This is a genomic window from Pantoea sp. ICBG 1758, assembly GCF_002928325.1.
Lineage (GTDB): Bacteria > Pseudomonadota > Gammaproteobacteria > Enterobacterales > Enterobacteriaceae > Pantoea > Pantoea eucrina.
The window spans coordinates 643,813-659,929 of the sequence record NZ_POWL01000001.1 but is presented as its reverse complement, the minus strand read 5'-3'; the positions used below and the strand labels follow the sequence as shown (position 1 = coordinate 659,929).

At 56.2% G+C, this 16,117-nt stretch carries 20 protein-coding genes; 14 read left to right on the top strand and 6 right to left on the bottom strand.

The features are described from left to right. Positions 1-8 precede the first annotated feature (8 nt). Positions 9-638 (bottom strand): membrane-bound lytic murein transglycosylase EmtA, encoded by a 630-nt coding sequence (gene emtA, locus C1Y41_RS03225; RefSeq protein ID WP_082032656.1) that lies wholly within the window; start codon positions 636-638, stop codon positions 9-11. 164 nt (positions 639-802) lie between these two features. Here emtA and ldcA point away from each other — a divergent pair, with 164 nt between their 5' ends. Together ldcA and C1Y41_RS03215 are read left to right on the top strand one after the other, a co-directional pair. Next, entirely contained in the window at positions 803-1,726 is a 924-nt protein-coding gene (ldcA, locus tag C1Y41_RS03220; protein WP_104084781.1) for a muramoyltetrapeptide carboxypeptidase, read from the top strand. Positions 1,727-1,749: 23 nt separating this feature from the next. Further along, a complete protein-coding gene (locus C1Y41_RS03215) occupies positions 1,750-2,412 on the top strand; it encodes an MBL fold metallo-hydrolase (RefSeq protein ID WP_094111809.1) in 663 nt (220 codons plus the stop codon). On the opposite strand, the gene C1Y41_RS03210 is transcribed toward C1Y41_RS03215, so the two are convergent. The 3 genes from C1Y41_RS03210 to C1Y41_RS03200 all read right to left on the bottom strand — a co-directional run bounded on the left by C1Y41_RS03210 (position 2,413) and on the right by C1Y41_RS03200 (position 3,561). Beyond that, entirely contained in the window at positions 2,413-2,826 is a 414-nt protein-coding gene (locus C1Y41_RS03210; RefSeq protein ID WP_039383918.1) for an N-acetyltransferase, read from the bottom strand. A 19-nt stretch (positions 2,827-2,845) separates the two neighbouring features. Continuing rightward, the gene (locus C1Y41_RS03205) at positions 2,846-3,229 is read right to left on the bottom strand and encodes a hypothetical protein (RefSeq protein WP_039383917.1); all 384 of its coding nucleotides are present in this window, start codon (positions 3,227-3,229) and stop codon (positions 2,846-2,848) included. A gap of 152 nt (positions 3,230-3,381) precedes the next feature. Beyond that, the gene (locus tag C1Y41_RS03200; RefSeq protein ID WP_094111811.1) at positions 3,382-3,561 is read right to left on the bottom strand and encodes a hypothetical protein; all 180 of its coding nucleotides are present in this window, start codon (positions 3,559-3,561) and stop codon (positions 3,382-3,384) included. Positions 3,562-3,765: 204 nt separating this feature from the next. Here C1Y41_RS03200 and C1Y41_RS03195 point away from each other — a divergent pair, with 204 nt between their 5' ends. From C1Y41_RS03195 to C1Y41_RS03185, 3 genes are all read left to right on the top strand, one after another. Then, positions 3,766-4,095, top strand: a complete 330-nt coding sequence (locus C1Y41_RS03195) for a hypothetical protein (protein WP_039383913.1) — start codon at positions 3,766-3,768, stop codon at positions 4,093-4,095. A 62-nt stretch (positions 4,096-4,157) separates the two neighbouring features. Continuing rightward, positions 4,158-4,709, top strand: a complete 552-nt coding sequence (locus C1Y41_RS03190; protein WP_071668751.1) for a hypothetical protein — start codon at positions 4,158-4,160, stop codon at positions 4,707-4,709. Positions 4,710-4,831: 122 nt separating this feature from the next. Next, complete coding sequence (locus C1Y41_RS03185) at positions 4,832-5,080, top strand: YqjD family protein (RefSeq protein ID WP_065649559.1); 249 nt, start codon at positions 4,832-4,834, stop codon at positions 5,078-5,080. 39 nt (positions 5,081-5,119) lie between these two features. Here the strand turns inward: C1Y41_RS03185 and C1Y41_RS03180 are convergent, their stop codons facing one another. Further along, the gene (locus C1Y41_RS03180) at positions 5,120-5,317 is read right to left on the bottom strand and encodes a DUF6404 family protein (protein WP_039383907.1); all 198 of its coding nucleotides are present in this window, start codon (positions 5,315-5,317) and stop codon (positions 5,120-5,122) included. A 293-nt stretch (positions 5,318-5,610) separates the two neighbouring features. Here C1Y41_RS03180 and C1Y41_RS03175 point away from each other — a divergent pair, with 293 nt between their 5' ends. Continuing rightward, the gene (locus C1Y41_RS03175; RefSeq protein WP_039383905.1) at positions 5,611-6,867 is read left to right on the top strand and encodes a mechanosensitive ion channel family protein; all 1,257 of its coding nucleotides are present in this window, start codon (positions 5,611-5,613) and stop codon (positions 6,865-6,867) included. Between the two features lie 46 nt (positions 6,868-6,913). On the opposite strand, the gene icd is transcribed toward C1Y41_RS03175, so the two are convergent. After that, positions 6,914-8,164: an NADP-dependent isocitrate dehydrogenase gene (gene icd, locus C1Y41_RS03170; RefSeq protein WP_039383903.1), complete on the bottom strand. Its 1,251-nt coding sequence runs from the start codon at positions 8,162-8,164 to the stop codon at positions 6,914-6,916. 131 nt (positions 8,165-8,295) lie between these two features. On the opposite strand from icd, the gene rluE reads away from it, so the two are divergent. The 8 genes from rluE to C1Y41_RS03130 all read left to right on the top strand — a co-directional run bounded on the left by rluE (position 8,296) and on the right by C1Y41_RS03130 (position 16,101). Beyond that, on the top strand, positions 8,296-8,934 hold the full coding sequence (rluE, locus tag C1Y41_RS03165) for a 23S rRNA pseudouridine(2457) synthase RluE (RefSeq protein ID WP_349918292.1): 639 nt from the start codon (positions 8,296-8,298) through the stop codon (positions 8,932-8,934). Between the two features lie 27 nt (positions 8,935-8,961). Beyond that, on the top strand, positions 8,962-9,435 hold the full coding sequence (locus C1Y41_RS03160) for an NUDIX domain-containing protein (protein ID WP_104084779.1): 474 nt from the start codon (positions 8,962-8,964) through the stop codon (positions 9,433-9,435). A 40-nt stretch (positions 9,436-9,475) separates the two neighbouring features. After that, on the top strand, positions 9,476-10,588 hold the full coding sequence (gene mnmA, locus C1Y41_RS03155; protein WP_039385800.1) for a tRNA 2-thiouridine(34) synthase MnmA: 1,113 nt from the start codon (positions 9,476-9,478) through the stop codon (positions 10,586-10,588). A 34-nt stretch (positions 10,589-10,622) separates the two neighbouring features. Then, positions 10,623-11,264 carry a high frequency lysogenization protein HflD gene (gene hflD, locus C1Y41_RS03150; protein ID WP_039383897.1) on the top strand — a complete coding sequence of 214 codons (642 nt, stop codon included), beginning with the start codon at positions 10,623-10,625 and terminating at the stop codon, positions 11,262-11,264. A gap of 44 nt (positions 11,265-11,308) precedes the next feature. Beyond that, positions 11,309-12,679 (top strand): adenylosuccinate lyase, encoded by a 1,371-nt coding sequence (gene purB, locus C1Y41_RS03145; RefSeq protein WP_039383895.1) that lies wholly within the window; start codon positions 11,309-11,311, stop codon positions 12,677-12,679. Between the two features lie 108 nt (positions 12,680-12,787). Next, the gene (gene phoP, locus C1Y41_RS03140; protein ID WP_039383893.1) at positions 12,788-13,456 is read left to right on the top strand and encodes a two-component system response regulator PhoP; all 669 of its coding nucleotides are present in this window, start codon (positions 12,788-12,790) and stop codon (positions 13,454-13,456) included. 4 nt (positions 13,457-13,460) lie between these two features. Then, positions 13,461-14,921 carry a two-component system sensor histidine kinase PhoQ gene (phoQ, locus tag C1Y41_RS03135; protein ID WP_071668747.1) on the top strand — a complete coding sequence of 487 codons (1,461 nt, stop codon included), beginning with the start codon at positions 13,461-13,463 and terminating at the stop codon, positions 14,919-14,921. A gap of 58 nt (positions 14,922-14,979) precedes the next feature. Beyond that, positions 14,980-16,101 (top strand): cupin domain-containing protein, encoded by a 1,122-nt coding sequence (locus tag C1Y41_RS03130; protein WP_039383889.1) that lies wholly within the window; start codon positions 14,980-14,982, stop codon positions 16,099-16,101. Positions 16,102-16,117 lie beyond the last annotated feature (16 nt).

The following is a 16,117-nucleotide window of genomic DNA, read 5'->3' as shown; positions in this document are numbered from 1 at the left end:
ACCGCGCGCTAGCCAATTGTGCGGTAGGCGGTGGTCACTTTCCACAGATAGCGCGGTGCCTGCGCGGCCGGATGTTTGTTTTGCACGTGCTGGTAAAACTCATCCGGCGACATCGCGTTAATCATCGCAATGGCGCGGTCGCGGTCGCGTGAGAAGGTGCGCAGTAGCGCACCGGCTCCATTGGCATAGGAGACAATGGTGGCGTAGCGCAGCGTCAGCGGATCGCGGATACCGGCCAGCGCCGACTCCTGCAGAATACGCAGATAGGCGACCCCGATATCGATGTTTTTAGCCGGATCGCGCAGCTCGGCCGTTGAGGGCTGCCCGTGACGGCCCTGCACGCGATAGACTTCGCGCCCCGCCGTCGAGGCTTTGATCTGCATCAGACCCACCGCGTTAGAGCGGCTTACTGCAGCAGGATTACCGCCCGATTCGACACTGATAATGGCGCTGATTAACTTCTCATCAACGCCATAATGAGTGGCAGCATCTTCTGTAAACAGCGCCCAGGCATCATTAATTTTTGAGGGCGGAGCCTGAGTGAGAGGCGTATTGCGCTCAGGCACTCTGGGTTTTTCCGGTTCACTGGCACAGCCTGCCAGCAGTAAAGCAGAGAGCATAAGTAGTCGAAATTTCACTGTTTTTCAGGTTCCGCTATAAGAGAGGCGCAGGCTATCATAGCCATGACGGCCGGCAGTAAAATTACCGTTATTCTGAAAATGACAAAATTCATTTTGCTGTCGTGACGCCGTTCACGCAGTTTGTCACTATGCACACTTAAGCAGAGAGCAGGAAAAGCGCAATGCACCCAGCCCGTTCCTTTCGTTTAATCGCCCCTTCTGGCTATTGCCACAACCAGGATGCTGCCCGGCGCGGCATTGAGCGGCTTCAGCATGCAGGCCACCGGGTGGAGAATGGCGCAGTGGTTGCCCGCCGCTTTCAGCGCTTTGCCGGTACGGACGCAGAACGTCTGGCGGATATCAATGCGCTGGCTGCATCAGACCCGCTGCCGGACATTATTCTGGCAGTGCGCGGTGGCTACGGTGCGACCCGCCTGCTGGACAAGCTGGATTACCGCGGTATCGCGCAGCGTCTCAGCAGTGAGCCAGTCGCGCTGTGCGGCCACAGTGACTTTACCGCTATTCAGCTGGCGCTGCTGGCGCAGACCGGCCTGATAAGCTTCAGCGGCCCGATGCTGGCCGGTAATTTCGGCGCGGATCCCGTTTCAGCGTTTACCGAACACCATTTCTGGCAGGCCATTTCCTCTCCGGAACTGAGAGTAAACTGGCAGAGTGAAAGCCCGGACTGCGGCAGCTGGCAGGGCCGCCTGTGGGGCGGTAACCTGGCGATGATCTGCGCGCTGGTTGGTACGCCGTGGCTGCCGCAGATTGAAGGCGGCATTCTGGTGATTGAAGATGTCAATGAACATCCGTTTCGCATCGAGCGCATGCTGCTGCAGCTGCAGCAGTGCGGCATTCTGGCGCGTCAGCAGGCGATTATTACCGGTAGTTTTACCAGTACCTCCCTCAGCGCCTATGATAACGGCTTCGGTTTCGACACTGTCTGGCAGCGCCTGCGCGATGAGTATCAGCTGCCGGTGATAAGCGATCTGGCGTTTGGACATGCGCCTGATACCGTCACGCTGCCGCTGGGTGCGCATGCTACGCTTGATATGAGTGCCGGCAACGCGCGGCTCAGCATCACCGGACATCCGGTGCTGCGATAATATGACATGCAGGAGATCGCCCTCTGAAGCCGCTTTATGAAGACTTATGGATCTCCACACCGGAATTTCCCGCTGAAGAGACCGCTAATGACCTGATGATGCATGGCTTTATGCTGCGGCATCCGCGCGGCAACCTGCTGATTGGCCGGGTTGAGAATCCGCTTGATCATGAGTTTCTGGCAGAGGCGGGTGGCGTTATTCGTCACTATCTTACGCACTGGCATGAGGCGGCACCGGGAGCACGGCTTATTCAGCAGCGCTTCAGCAGTGCGCTTTACTGCCACAGCCGCTCGCTGGGGCCGGTTAGCCTGGTGGTTGAGCCGGATGAAACCTTTACCCGCAGGGAGGTGCATTTTGGCGACTTCCATCTGCTGCCAACGCCCGGCCATACGCCGGGCAGCAGCAGCTATCTTTACCACTCTCCGCTCGGGCAGACCTATCTGTTTGTCGGCGACACCCTCACCTGCGACTACAACCGCTGGATCAGCGTGCTCAAGCCTGACAGTAATCCTGCCGAGCTGCAGCAGTCGCTGGAACTCTACCGCACGCTGCGACCCGATGTGGTGCTGATGAGCACCACGCGGGGTCACCTTTCATGGGTAAAGACTGATCTGTCCGGCTGGCTGGCAGCGATTGACGAAGCGGAGCAGTCGCCACTGGATCTGCGACAGCAGCCGCTGCTGTAGTCAGAGAGCTTTGGTGAGATAGTGGCGCTGATGATGGCGCGGATAGTTATTCAGGCTGAACCGGAGCTGATAACCCTGTTTTTCATAGAACGGACGCGCCTGAAAGCTTGCCGTATCCACCTGCGCATAGACGCAACCCCGCGCCCGCGCTTCGTTCTCTGCTGCCGTTATCAGCCGGGTGCCGGCCCCCTGCCCGCGCAGCGCGTCACTGACCCACAGCATGTCGATACGCAGCCAGTTACCGCAGGTTGATCCTGTCAGGCCTGCTATTTTTCCGCCGTCTGCATCATGAATAAACACGCCCAGCACTTTGATCTCGCTGACGTCAATAAAGCGGCTGTTGAACGCGTTAAGACCCTGTCTGATATCGTCGAGATCCTGCGCAGTAACGCTGTCGGTAACGCTGAGTGACATGGTGTTGTTCCTGTCGGTGTTAAGAAGAGGCGTGCTGACGATCGTCATAACGATCAAGAGAGACGATGGCGGCATCGCGCTTCACTGAACGCTGACAGGGAACCAGTTTGTCGCTCTGCGCATAAACAAAAAAGGTTTCACCGCTCTCTTTATTGATGACCAGCCGGTCGCCGTTGCGGAACCTCGTGATGGCAACGCTGTCGCCCCCTTCAAGGTGGAAACGCTGTTGTCCGGCGGCCACCTGAAAATGCCGCTTCGGCCACATCAGCGTGCTGAGCCCGTAACTGGCGCGGGATACCGTCATCGTGGCCCGCCCCGGACAGGTGATCTGAAATTCACTTTCGCTCCATGCCGGCGCAATCTGACAGGCCAGCAGGCCCGCGGCTATAACCAGAATTTTCATGCTGTTTTTCGCCTGAGTGTGATGTAAAGGTTCGCAGGGTAACATAGCGGGAAGCAGATTAATGCATGGCGTGCCGTACATCAGAGCGGGCGCGCCGAACATCTACATAGTAATAAAGCAGAAACAAAGCCGATATTGCATCGGCCTGAAGCTTACTCTGCGGCCACCTGAGCGGCCACCAGCATCAATGCCAGTCCGGCATCTTCTGGATCGAATTTATGCATCACATCGTGGATCGCCGTAACACAGTTTATGACCTGTTTTTTCTTATCGGCGTCCAGCTGATCTATCGCCTGCTGAAGAATCATTAAGCTGGCTTCTTCTTCTCTCATTCAATTACCCTGTCTTTTTCCTGTCTGGTGCACTGCGCTGGCAAGAATACCGTTTATCTGCTACCAAAGTCACCCCCTTACCTGCTTACCGCTTAACAGTTAAACAAAATGCAAATGGGAAGTGCAGCCAGACCTGCTATGCTCATATAAGCGATACGCGTTATCGTGCCACTGTCAGACAGGGAAAGAACCAGGAACAGGACCATGTTAAGACTGACTTATTTCATCATTATTATTGCGCTGACAGGCTGCAGCTCGACGCCAAAAGGGGTGGATTGTCCCGGTGAGGTGACCACGATTTATGGTCAGTCGCTGGGAAACACTCACGCCTGGATTTTTGATCTGGCGACCGCTTTCTCCGTCAGACGTGACAACGTCACGGTAAGCAGTGGCCCGCTCCACTCGACCGATCGCTTCCGCTATATCCCCTCTGCCATTACGACCGAAGGTTTTTATGCCCAGCGCCTGAGCGATAAACAGTTCCGGCTTATCAATCCTTACGAAAACACCATGATCACCTGGCAGTGTCCATAGCCCGTGCACCCCGCCGCGGGATAGTTTATTGTCAGGGTTTACGCTTGCGGCAGATACCGATAATGGAAAAGAGTCTCGATAATAACGGCTACATCGATTTCCCCTTCCCGGCCACCACCAATGAAGATGGCTCAGTGAATCCCTGCGGGTTTGATCTGACGCAGCAGCCCGAGCGGATCGACGAAATTAAAGCGGGTAATGATTCTGAAAATATGCGCCGGCTGCTGGAAGAGGTGAATCTGCAGGAGGGACTCTTTATGACGCTCGCCTGCGATCGTCAGCAGCGTGAAGACAGCGTCTGCGGATTTATCGACATCGCTTTTCGTCCGGATGTACTGCATACGCATGATGAAGCTGAACAGCTGGAAGCACGCTTTGAGCACTACCTCGGCTGTCAGGAGAGTCAGCATGAGATGCCTGCCGGCTCGCTGGTCAACTATGCGCGCGCCGTGCTGGACTGGGGCTGGTCGCCGCTGCACCTGCGTCAGCAGCGCTATGAAAAAGTGACCGTCCGGTTTTACTGCCAGCAGCCCGAGGATGCTGAGTGGTGTTTTGATCATTTACGCCACTTCCTGGTGAGCTGGTACCCCTCCTGGCGCTGCCGTCAGGGGTAAACCGTTCCTGAACAAGCGTCGTTAAACAGAGATTGTTACATAACCTTTACCGCTGTCGGGTTGCCGGTCCGCCATTCTCTGACTACGCTGAAAGTGACATTCACCACTATCAGGGAGTCAACATGACTGACAAAGCGGAAGCAAAATTGAATGAAGCAGCAGGTGCAGTTCAGGAGAAATTTGGCGAACTGACGGGTTCTTCCCGTCATCAGGCAAAAGGTGCAGCACGGCGCTATCCGGCGCAGGCGAGCTATGCCGTACAGGATGCAGCTGATTGCGTGGTGAGGTCGGTCCGTGATAACCCGACTACGGGTCTGGCCGTGGCTGCCAGCATCGGCGTGATCGTCGGTTTCCTGCTGGGCCGCAAATAATCTGGTCAGCGGGGCCAGCCGGCCCCGCTGTTCCTGCGCTTACGCCGCCGCGCGTCGTGCTTTATAGCGCGCTACCATGGTACGCAGCGCCTGATAGATTAATCCCGCATACAGACTCATTACCACTGCCATGCCCGGCTCTTTTCCCTGCGCCTGCCAGGAGACAAACCACATAAACACGCCCCACAGCAGTGAAAAAAGTAGCCAGCCTTTCACAAACTTCACGATACCCTGCATAGTCTCTCCCCCGATACTGAGCGCTGACGATAGCGGCTTCTGCTGCAAAAGGCACGGCTATCCGGTTCAGGATGTTAACTGCTTCAAACTATGAGACTAGCCAGCGCGCAGATGGCACGGGTAATTATCTGATGCCGCTCGTCAGTCAGGCGGGCTTAGTGGTATAACTGCAGCCGGCAGTCAGCGGTGCTGAACTATTTTCTGACTGACACCGCAATTGCGCACGCGTCGCTTATCGCCCCATACGGCTTTATGCTTGAATTCCCGCCACCCCGGACCGGCTACTGATTAACATGAGCTACTTCTATACATTCCAGAATTTTCTTGCCGGTGACACGGCGCTTGCGGCAACGGTCAGCCTGCTGCTGCTGGTCGCGGCGGCGATGATTGCGCACTTTATCTGTAAATTTTTTGTGGTAAAGGTGGTGCGTAAAGTCTTTTTCAGCGCGCATAAAAATCAGGTACCGCTGGATAAAGATGTCCGCCTGTCGGAAAAACTCTCTAATTTTATTCCGGTCATTATCGTCTACTATCTGCTGCAGTTTATGCCGGGTCTGCCGCAGCATCTGCAGATTGCGGTCAAGACCATCTGCGGCATTCTGTTTTTTATCTATCTTTCGCTGTTCTTTACGGAAGTGCTGGAGATCATCAACATCTCCTATACCAAAAAGTCGCGGCGTAAAAATCACTCGATTAAAGGCTATATCCAGATCGGTAAGATTCTGGTGCACATCCTCTCTGCGATCATGATCCTGGCAATTATGTCGAATAAGTCGCCGGTGATTATCATTTCCAGTCTGGGTGCGGTGGCGGCCGTTCTCATGCTGGTATTTCAGCACACGCTGCTGTCGCTGGTGGCCAACATTCAGGTTTCATCCAATGATGTGCTGCAGCTCGGTGACTGGATTGAGATGCCGGATAACGGCATCAGTGGTGAGGTCATCGATATTGCGCTGCACACCATTACTATTCGCAACTGGGACAACACGCTGTCGCGCATTCCCACGAAGAATTTTCTGACCGAAACCTATACCAACTGGCAGGCAATGTTCTCCTCCGGTGCGCGGCGTATCATGCGCAGCTTCTATCTTGACCAGACCTCAATTCGCTTTCTGGACTATGAGCTGGTGCAGCAGATGATGCAGATACGCGGGGTCAGTGAGCAGCTTTCCGTGCTGATGGATGGACGTGAACCCAGCGCGCCAGGCGACCGCTGGTTTGCCGAAAATGGCCTGACTAATCTGACCATATTTCGTAAATATCTGACCGCCTGGCTGACGCAGCGCGATGATATTAAGAAAGATATGTATATCGTGGTACGGGCACTCAAACCCTCACCCGAAGGGCTACCGGTTGAGGTCTACTGCTTTACCTCTTCCGTCATGTGGGCTGATTACGAAGATTCACAGTCAGCGATATTTGAGTATATCTATGCCATCGTCGGACAGTTCGCCCTGCGGATTTATCAGCATCCGGGCGGCCACGATTTCTGGCGCCTGTCGCAGGCGCGCGATGAGACGCTGCGTCAGAGCGATACAGCTGGCGAATAAAAAACGGGAGCCAGTGGCTCCCGTTTTGCACTCTGCCTGAAGCAGATTACATGTTGCTGATGATCGCGTCGCCAAACTCTGAACATTTCAGCAATTTAGCGCCATCCATCAGACGTTCGAAGTCATAGGTCACGGTTTTAGCCGCAATTGCGCCTTCCATACCTTTGACAATCAGATCAGCCGCTTCAAACCACTCCATGTGACGCAGCATCATCTCAGCAGACAGGATCACTGAACCCGGGTTCACTTTATCCTGACCCGCATATTTTGGTGCAGTCCCGTGCGTGGCTTCAAACAGCGCGCACTCGTCACCGATGTTTGCGCCAGGTGCGATACCGATACCACCAACCTGTGCCGCCAGGGCGTCAGAGATGTAGTCGCCGTTCAGGTTCATACAGGCAATAACGTCATACTCTGCCGGACGCAGCAGGATCTGCTGCAGGAAAGCATCTGCAATCACATCCTTGACGATGATCTCTTTGCCGGTATTTGGATTGTTGAATTTCATCCACGGGCCACCGTCAATCAGCTCACCACCAAACTCCTCTTTCACCAGCTGGTAGCCCCAGTCCTTGAAAGAACCTTCGGTGAACTTCATGATGTTGCCTTTATGAACCAGCGTCAGCGAATCACGATCGTTAGTGATGGTGTATTCTAGCGCCGCACGGACCAGGCGTTTGGTACCCTCTTCCGAGCACGGCTTCACGCCGATACCGCACTGCTGCGGGAAGCGAATTTTCTTCACGCCCATCTCTTCACGCAGGAATTTGATCACTTTATCCGCTTCCGGCGTACCCGCTTTCCATTCGATACCGGCATAGATATCTTCGGAGTTCTCACGGAAGATCACCATATCGGTCTCTTCCGGACGTTTGACCGGGCTTGGCGTGCCTTTGTAGTAGCGTACCGGACGCAGGCAGACGTAAAGGTCCAGCTCCTGACGCAGTGCCACGTTCAGCGAGCGAATACCGCCGCCAACCGGGGTGGTCAGTGGGCCTTTGATGGCAACGCGGTACTCTTTGATTAAATCCAGGGTTTCCTGCGGCAGCCAGACATCCTGGCCGTAAAGTTCTGTTGATTTCTCACCAGTAAAGATTTCCATCCAGGAAATTTTACGCTCGCCGTTGTAGGCTTTCTTCACGGCAGCATCAACCACTTTCAGCATGACCGGGGAAACGTCAACGCCGATACCATCACCCTCGATGTAAGGAATGATTGGGTTATGCGGGACATTCAGTTTGCCCTGATCAAGGGTGATTTTCTGACCTTCTGCCGGAACAACTACTTTGCTTTCCATTAACCTCTCCTTCGAGCGATTTTTTGTTAATGATTTGTAAGATGCGGGTCAATACTACTTGAATATTTCCCCTACGCCAATCACCGTAATTTCGCGTTATAATGCGCCGATTGTTACTTACTGCAAAGCTCATGCGAAAAACATCTCAGAAAATTCACCCACCTAAACGCACCGCGGCGTCACGCCACGCTGCGCGCCGCCCGGCACGTCCGGCCGGCCCGCGCCGCGTGATTTTATTTAACAAACCCTTTGATGTGCTGCCGCAATTCAGCGACGACGCCGGGCGCCGCACGCTGAAAGACTTTATTCCGGTCAGCGACGTCTACGCGGCAGGCCGTCTGGATCGCGACAGTGAGGGGCTGATGCTGCTGACCAACGATGGCGCGCTGCAGGCGCAGCTTACTCAGCCCGGCAGGCGCACGGGGAAAATTTACTTTGTTCAGGTCGAGGGCGTGCCGCAGGAATCAGATTTATCCCGGCTGCGCAGCGGCGTTGAGCTTAACGACGGCATAACGCTGCCGGCGGGTATCGAAGCGGTCAGTGAGCCGGAGTGGCTATGGCCGCGCACGCCACCAGTGCGCGAACGCAAAACCATCCCCACCAGCTGGCTGAAAATCACCCTGTATGAAGGGCGCAACCGGCAGGTACGACGCATGACGGCGCATATCGGTTTCCCGACCCTGCGCCTGATTCGCTTTGCGCTGGGAGAGCATCAGCTTAATGGGCTTGCTCCCGGCGAGTGGCGCGATATCAGCGCTGAGTTTCAATAACCGCAGGTTAATCAGAGCGAGCGAACGATGTTTAAACCTCATGTAACCGTCGCCTGTCTGGTACAGGCGCAGGATAAACTGCTGGTGGTTGAGGAGCGTGTCGCCGGACGCGTGACCTGGAATCAGCCAGCGGGCCATCTCGAAGCGGATGAGACGCTGCAGGAAGCGGCGCTGCGCGAGCTGTATGAAGAGACCGGTATCTACGCAGAGCTGCACTATTTTCTTGGCGTGCAGCAGTGGATTGCGCCGGATAATACACCTTTTGTGCGGTTTCTCTTTGGTGTTGATCTGCCAGCGCCGTGCGTGACCACGCCGCTCGACAGCGATATCGATTGCTGCTGGTGGCTAACACCCGAGCAAATTCTTACGTCCGATCAGCTACGTTCGCCGCTGGTCGCGGAGAGCGTGCGGCTGTGGCAACAGGGCGTGCGCTACCCGCTACAGCTGGTGGCGCCGTTTAACTGGCCGTTTCACAAGGGTGCGCATACCGTGACTCCATGATAGAATGCGCCGCCTGTTTTACTGTAATCAAGAGTGCGTCATGTCTGACAACAGCCAGAAAAAAGTAATCGTCGGAATGTCCGGCGGCGTCGATTCTTCCGTTTCCGCGTGGCTACTGCAGCAGCAGGGCTACCAGGTTGAAGGCCTGTTCATGAAGAACTGGGAGGAGGATGACGGCGAGGAGTATTGCACCGCCGCAGACGATCTGGCTGATGCACAAGCCGTGTGTGACAAGCTCGGCATAAAACTGCACAAAATTAATTTTGCCGCTGAGTACTGGGACAATGTGTTCGAGCATTTTCTCGACGAATATAAGGCGGGGCGCACGCCTAATCCCGATATTCTCTGCAATAAAGAGATCAAATTTAAAGCCTTTCTTGAGTTCGCTGCTGAAGACCTCGGCGCAGATTATATCGCGACCGGCCACTATGTGCGTCGGGCCGACGTGGCGGGCAAAAGCCAGCTGCTGCGCGGACTCGATGGCAATAAAGATCAGAGCTATTTCCTCTACACCCTGAGCCACCAGCAGATCGCCCAGAGCCTGTTTCCGGTCGGTGAACTGGAGAAGCCGGAAGTGCGCCGCATTGCCGAAGAGCTGGATCTGATTACCGCAAAGAAAAAAGATTCTACCGGCATCTGCTTTATCGGCGAGCGCAAGTTTCGCGATTTCCTCGGCCGTTACCTGCCTGCGCAACCGGGCGAAATTGAGACGGTCGAGGGTGAAATTGTCGGTGAGCATCAGGGGCTGATGTACCATACGCTCGGTCAGCGCAAAGGTCTGGGCATTGGCGGCCGCAAAGAGAGCAATGACGATCCCTGGTACGTGGTGGACAAAGATGTCGCACGTAACCGGCTGATTGTCGCCCAGGGCGGCGACCATCCGCGCCTGATGTCTGTGGGCCTGATTGCCCAGCAACTGCACTGGGTCGATCGTCAGCCGGTGACCTCCCCGCTGCGCTGCACGGTTAAAACCCGCTACCGCCAGAGTGACATCCCGTGTGAAATCCTGCCGCTTGGCGACGATCGCATCGAGGTGCGTTTCGATGAAGCGGTTGCAGCGGTGACGCCGGGCCAGTCTGCGGTGTTCTATCTGGATGACGTCTGTCTCGGTGGCGGTATTATTGAGCAGCGTCTGCCGCTGCCTGAGGCGTAAAACGGCGCCGCTGATTTTTCTGCAGGAGTAGAGCGTGGCTAAAAATTTTTATGATATTACGCTGGCGCTGGCGGGCATTTGCCAGGCCACACAGCTGACGCAGCAGCTGGCGCATCAGGGCCAGTGCGACAGCGCGGCGCTGCAGGTATCCATACGCAGCCTGCTTGATCTCAATCCCGCCTCCACGCTGGCGGTATATGGTAATGACGAAGCCAATCTGCGCACCGGTCTGGAGACCTTGATGGCAGTGCTGAACAGCGGCAGCCGTCAGGGTGCCAGTGCGGAAGTGACGCGCTACACGCTGGGTCTGATGGTGCTGGAGCGCAAGCTCAGCGGCAACAAAACCGCGCTGGCGGCGCTGGCACAGCGTATCGGCCAGCTCGATCGTCAGCTGGCGCACTATGGTCCCGAATCTGACACCATTACCAGCGCCATGGCGGGCATCTATGTCGATATCATCAGCCCGCTGGGCCCGCGCATTCAGGTTACCGGCTCACCGCAGGTGCTGCAAAATACTCAGGTACAGAACAAAGTACGCGCGGCGCTGCTGGCGGGGATCCGTTCAGCGGTGCTCTGGCAGCAGTGTGGCGGTGGCCGCCTGCAGCTGATGTTTTCGCGTCAGCGCCTGCTGAATGAAGCCAAAGCTATTTTATCCCGGCTGGGTCCGGCGTATTAAACGCTGCCCTGCCCTCATCTGTTAACGTTTCAGGAGTTGCACTGATGGAATTATCCTCTCTGACCGCCGTCTCACCCGTTGATGGCCGTTACGGCGATAAAGTCAGCCCGCTGCGCGCCATTTTCAGTGAGTTTGGTTTACTGAAATTCCGCGTGGAAGTGGAAGTTCGCTGGTTACAGAAACTGGCTGCGACCGCAGAGATCAGGGAAGTTCCTGCATTTGATGCTGACGCAAACGCTTTCCTTGACGCGATTGTCAGCAATTTTGATGAAACTGACGCTGCACGCATCAAAACCATAGAGCGCACTACGAATCACGATGTCAAAGCGGTTGAATACTTTCTGAAAGAGAAAGTGGCTGATGTGCCTGCGCTGCAGGCGGTCTCTGAGTTTATCCACTTCGCCTGCACCTCTGAAGATATCAATAACCTCTCCCATGCGCTGATGCTGGAAACCGCACGCCGCGACGTTATCACGCCCTACTGGCAGAAAATCATCGCTGCGGTGAAGGGACTGGCGCAGGAGTATCGCGATATTCCGCTGCTCTCCCGTACGCACGGCCAGCCCGCTACCCCTTCAACCATGGGCAAAGAGATGGCCAACGTCGCCTACCGCATGGAGCGGCAGCTGCGTCAGCTGGGCAACATTGAGGTGCTGGGCAAAATCAACGGCGCCGTCGGCAACTACAACGCGCACATCGCTGCTTATCCGGAAGCGGACTGGCATCAGATCAGCGAAGAGTTTGTCACCTCGCTTGGCATTACCTGGAACCCCTACACCACGCAGATTGAGCCGCACGACTACATTGCAGAGCTGTTTGACTGTATCGCGCGTTTCAACACTATCCTGATCGATTTTGATCGCGATATCTGGGGCTACGTTGCACTGAACCACTTCAAACAGAAAACCATCGCGGGCGAAATTGGCTCCTCAACGATGCCGCACAAGGTCAACCCTATCGACTTTGAAAACTCTGAGGGTAATTTAGGTCTGGCAAACGCGGTACTGCAGCACCTCGCCAGCAAGCTCCCGGTGTCACGCTGGCAGCGCGATCTCACCGACTCAACCGTTCTGCGCAACCTCGGCGTCGGCGTCGGCTATGCCCTGATTGCCTATCAGTCCACGCTGAAGGGCATCTCAAAACTGGAGGTGAATCGCGATCGCCTGCTGGATGAGCTGGATCACAACTGGGAAGTGCTTGCCGAGCCGATTCAGACCGTGATGCGCCGTTACGGGATTGAAAAACCCTACGAAAAGCTTAAAGAGCTGACGCGCGGCAAGCGCGTGGATGCGGCGGGCATGCAGGCCTTTATCGACAGCCTGGCGCTGCCGGAAGAGGAGAAAGTGCGCCTGAAGCAGATGACCCCGGCTAACTATCTGGGCCGCGCGGTGCAAATGGTCGATGACCTGAAGTAATTCCGCCTGCACAGGCGCGCACCGCGCGCCTGTTGCGTTGTTCTCTGGTTTAGCTCCCTTCACGTATACTCACTTTATTATCACTGAGTTTGCAGGTAAGGAAAAAGTATGCGTGTTCTGGTTGTGGAAGATAATGCTCTGCTGCGCCACCATCTCGCCGTTCAGCTGCGTGATATGGGGCATCAGGTTGATGCCGCTGAAGATGCGAAAGAAGCTGACTACTTTCTTCAGGAACATCTGCCTGACATTGCGCTGGTTGATCTTGGCCTGCCCGACGAAGATGGCATGTCGCTGATTCGCCGCTGGCGCAGCGACGCGGTGCGCCAGCCGATCCTGGTACTGACCGCACGCGAAGGCTGGCAGGCAAAAGTTGAAGCCCTGGAAGCTGGCGCGGACGACTACGTTACCAAGCCTTTTCATATTGAGGAGGTTGCTGCCCGCCTGCAGGCGCTGATGCGCCGCAATAGCGGCCACGCATCGCAGATCATCTCCCTGCCGCCGTTTCAGGTCGACCTGTCACGTCGCGAGCTGGCGGTGAACGACGTGCCGGTGAAGCTGACAGCATTTGAATATACGATTGCGGAAACGCTGATCCGCAACGCGGGTAAAGTGGTCAGCAAAGATTCGCTGATGCTGCAGCTCTATCCTGACGCTGAACTGCGCGAAAGCCATACCATCGATGTGCTGATGGGCCGTCTGCGCAAGAAAATCCTTGCACTGCATCCGACCGAAGTGATCAACACGGTACGCGGTCAGGGCTACCGTTTCGATCTCTGACGCCATGAACTGGTTTCGCCAGCTGCGCCCGCTCTCACTCCGTACCCGCTTTCTGCTGGCGACCGCCGCCGTGGTCCTGTTTATCTCTCTCTCCTATGGCATGGTCGCGGTTATCGGCTATGTCGTGAGTTTCGATAAAAATACCTACCGCGTGCTGCGCGGTGAAAGTAACCTCTTTTTCACTCTGGCGCAGTGGCAGGATAACAAACTCACCATCGCGCAGCCGGAGCGCATGACGCTGAATTTCCCGACGCTGGTCTTTATCTACGATGAGCGCGGCAAGCTGCTGTGGCAGCAGCGCGACGTGCCGGAGATCCGGGAAAAAATTCAGCCCGAGTGGCTGCTGAAGCCTGACTTTTATGAAATTGACACCAGCAACCGCACCAGCCTGACGGCATTAGGCGATAACATTCAGGCGCAGCAGCAGCTGCACGCGCTGGACAGCAACAGTAACGACACCTTTACCCATTCGGTTGCGGTGAATCGCTACGATGCGACAGTCAACCTGCCGGCGATGACCATTGTGGTGGTGGATTCCATCCCGCAAGAGCTGCAGCACTCAGACGTAGTCTGGTCATGGTTCAGCTATGTGCTGGCGGCTAACCTGCTGCTGGTGATCCCGCTGCTCTGGCTGGCCGCTCACTGGAGCCTGCGCCCGATTGGCGATCTCACCGCGCAGGTGCGCGAGCTGGAGACCGGTCAGCGGGAAAACCTGGGCGACAACCCGCCGCAGGAGCTGAAAAGCCTGGTGCGCAACCTTAACCTGCTGCTGACCAACGAGCGTCAGCGCTATACCCGCTACCGCACCACGCTCTCAGATTTAACCCACAGCCTGAAAACACCGCTGGCAGTGCTGCAGAGTACGCTGCGATCGCTGCGCAACGGCAAATCACTCACCATCGAACAGGCGGAGCCGGTGATGCTGGAGCAGATCAGCCGTATTTCACAGCAGACGGGTTACTATCTGCATCGCGCCAGCATGCAGGCCGACCACAATCCGCTGCAGCGTGATTTTCACTCGGTTTCCGCCCTGCTCGACAGCCTCTGCTCTGCGCTCAACAAGGTTTACCAGCGCAAAGGCGTGGAGATCACGCTCGACATTCCCCCCGAGCTGGTGTTTGTCGGCGATCAGAACGATTTTATGGAAGTGCTCGGCAACGTACTCGATAACGCCTGTAAATATTGCCTGGAGTTTATTGAAGTCAGCACGCGCCAGACTGACCAGGCGCTGCATCTGTTTATCGACGATGACGGGCCGGGTATTCCTGAAAGCAAGCGCGATCTGATTTTTGTCCGCGGCCAGCGGGCCGATACGCTGCGGCCGGGACAGGGGCTGGGGCTGGCGGTGGTGCGGGATATTCTTGAACAGTATGCCGGAACCGTCAGCGCCTCTGCCAGCCCGCTGGGCGGCACGCGCATGGAAGTGGTGTTCCGGCGGCAGGAAGTTACACATCACCGCGAGTAGAACCGGCTGCGGACTGTTATACTTGCCAGCAATTATTGCTCCAACCGGAACGCTTCGTATGGATTATCAGCTCGATATCAACCAGACCGACTTTATTCAGCGCTACTGGCAGAAACGCCCGGTCGTGCTTAAGCGCGGCTTCAAAAATTTCGTGGATCCCCTCTCGCCGGATGAGCTGGCGGGACTGGCGATGGAAAATGAGGTGGACAGCCGCCTCGTCAGCCACCATAACGACAAATGGCAGGTCAGCCACGGCCCGTTTGAGAGCTATGACCATCTGGGTGAAAGCAACTGGTCGCTGCTGGTTCAGGCGGTTAACCACTGGCATGAGGGCTCTGCTGCCCTGATGCGCCCGTTCCGCTTTCTGCCCGACTGGCGCATCGACGATCTGATGATCTCGTTTTCAGTCCCGGGCGGCGGCGTGGGTCCGCATTTCGACCAGTATGATGTCTTTATCATTCAGGGTACCGGCCGCCGGCGCTGGCGCGTGGGTGAAAAGGTCCCGATGAAACAGCACTGCCCGCATCCCGATTTGCTGCAGGTTGCGCCGTTTGACGCCATTATCGATGAAGAGCTGGAGCCGGGCGATATTCTCTACATTCCGCCGGGCTTCCCGCACGAGGGCTACTCGCTGGAAAATGCGCTCAACTATTCAGTCGGGTTCCGGGCGCCAAATGGCCGCGAGCTGATCAGCGGCTTTGCTGATTATATGCTGGCCCATGAGCTGGGCAGTTATCGCTACAGCGATCCGGAAGTACCTTCACGCAGCTGCCCGTCGCGGATCCTGCCTTCTGAAGTTGAAGGCATTCGTCAGGTTATGCTGGATGTGATCAACCAGCCGGAGCAGTTCAGCCAGTGGTTTGGCGAATTTATTTCGCAGTCGCGCCATGAGCTGGACGTGGCGCCACCGGAGCCGCCGTATCAGCCGGATGAGATTTACGATGCGCTGCAGCAGGGTGACACGCTGACGCGGCTTGGCGGCCTGCGCGTACTGACGCTGGGTGATGCCGTCTATGTTAATGGCGAGCAGATCACCAGCCAGCATCCGCAGGTACTGGCCGCGCTGGCGCACCAGCATGAACTTGCTCTGGCAGATTTTGGTGACGCGCTGGATGACCCGTCACTGCTGGCGCAGCTGGCCGGTCTGGTAAACAGCGGCTACTGGTTCTTCGCTGATTAAAACCATGCGCCTCTCC

Excerpts from the sequence above, each read along its gene's own strand:
- purB (WP_039383895.1), top strand. The coding sequence starts at position 11,309 with ATGGAATTATCCTCTCTGACCGCCGTCTCACCCGTTGATGGCCGTTAC.
- C1Y41_RS03210 (WP_039383918.1), bottom strand. The coding sequence starts at position 2,826 with ATGTCACTCAGCGTTACCGACAGCGTTACTGCGCAGGATCTCGACGAT.
- icd (WP_039383903.1), bottom strand. The coding sequence starts at position 8,164 with ATGGAAAGCAAAGTAGTTGTTCCGGCAGAAGGTCAGAAAATCACCCTT.
- ldcA (WP_104084781.1), top strand. The coding sequence starts at position 803 with ATGCACCCAGCCCGTTCCTTTCGTTTAATCGCCCCTTCTGGCTATTGC.
- C1Y41_RS03190 (WP_071668751.1), top strand. The coding sequence starts at position 4,158 with ATGGAAAAGAGTCTCGATAATAACGGCTACATCGATTTCCCCTTCCCG.
- C1Y41_RS03130 (WP_039383889.1), top strand. The coding sequence starts at position 14,980 with ATGGATTATCAGCTCGATATCAACCAGACCGACTTTATTCAGCGCTAC.
- C1Y41_RS03185 (WP_065649559.1), top strand. The coding sequence starts at position 4,832 with ATGACTGACAAAGCGGAAGCAAAATTGAATGAAGCAGCAGGTGCAGTT.
- C1Y41_RS03175 (WP_039383905.1), top strand. The coding sequence starts at position 5,611 with ATGAGCTACTTCTATACATTCCAGAATTTTCTTGCCGGTGACACGGCG.
- mnmA (WP_039385800.1), top strand. The coding sequence starts at position 9,476 with ATGTCTGACAACAGCCAGAAAAAAGTAATCGTCGGAATGTCCGGCGGC.
- phoP (WP_039383893.1), top strand. The coding sequence starts at position 12,788 with ATGCGTGTTCTGGTTGTGGAAGATAATGCTCTGCTGCGCCACCATCTC.
- C1Y41_RS03180 (WP_039383907.1), bottom strand. The coding sequence starts at position 5,317 with ATGCAGGGTATCGTGAAGTTTGTGAAAGGCTGGCTACTTTTTTCACTG.
- C1Y41_RS03200 (WP_094111811.1), bottom strand. The coding sequence starts at position 3,561 with ATGAGAGAAGAAGAAGCCAGCTTAATGATTCTTCAGCAGGCGATAGAT.
- C1Y41_RS03195 (WP_039383913.1), top strand. The coding sequence starts at position 3,766 with ATGTTAAGACTGACTTATTTCATCATTATTATTGCGCTGACAGGCTGC.
- C1Y41_RS03205 (WP_039383917.1), bottom strand. The coding sequence starts at position 3,229 with ATGAAAATTCTGGTTATAGCCGCGGGCCTGCTGGCCTGTCAGATTGCG.
- phoQ (WP_071668747.1), top strand. The coding sequence starts at position 13,461 with ATGAACTGGTTTCGCCAGCTGCGCCCGCTCTCACTCCGTACCCGCTTT.
- rluE (WP_349918292.1), top strand. The coding sequence starts at position 8,296 with ATGCGAAAAACATCTCAGAAAATTCACCCACCTAAACGCACCGCGGCG.
- C1Y41_RS03160 (WP_104084779.1), top strand. The coding sequence starts at position 8,962 with ATGTTTAAACCTCATGTAACCGTCGCCTGTCTGGTACAGGCGCAGGAT.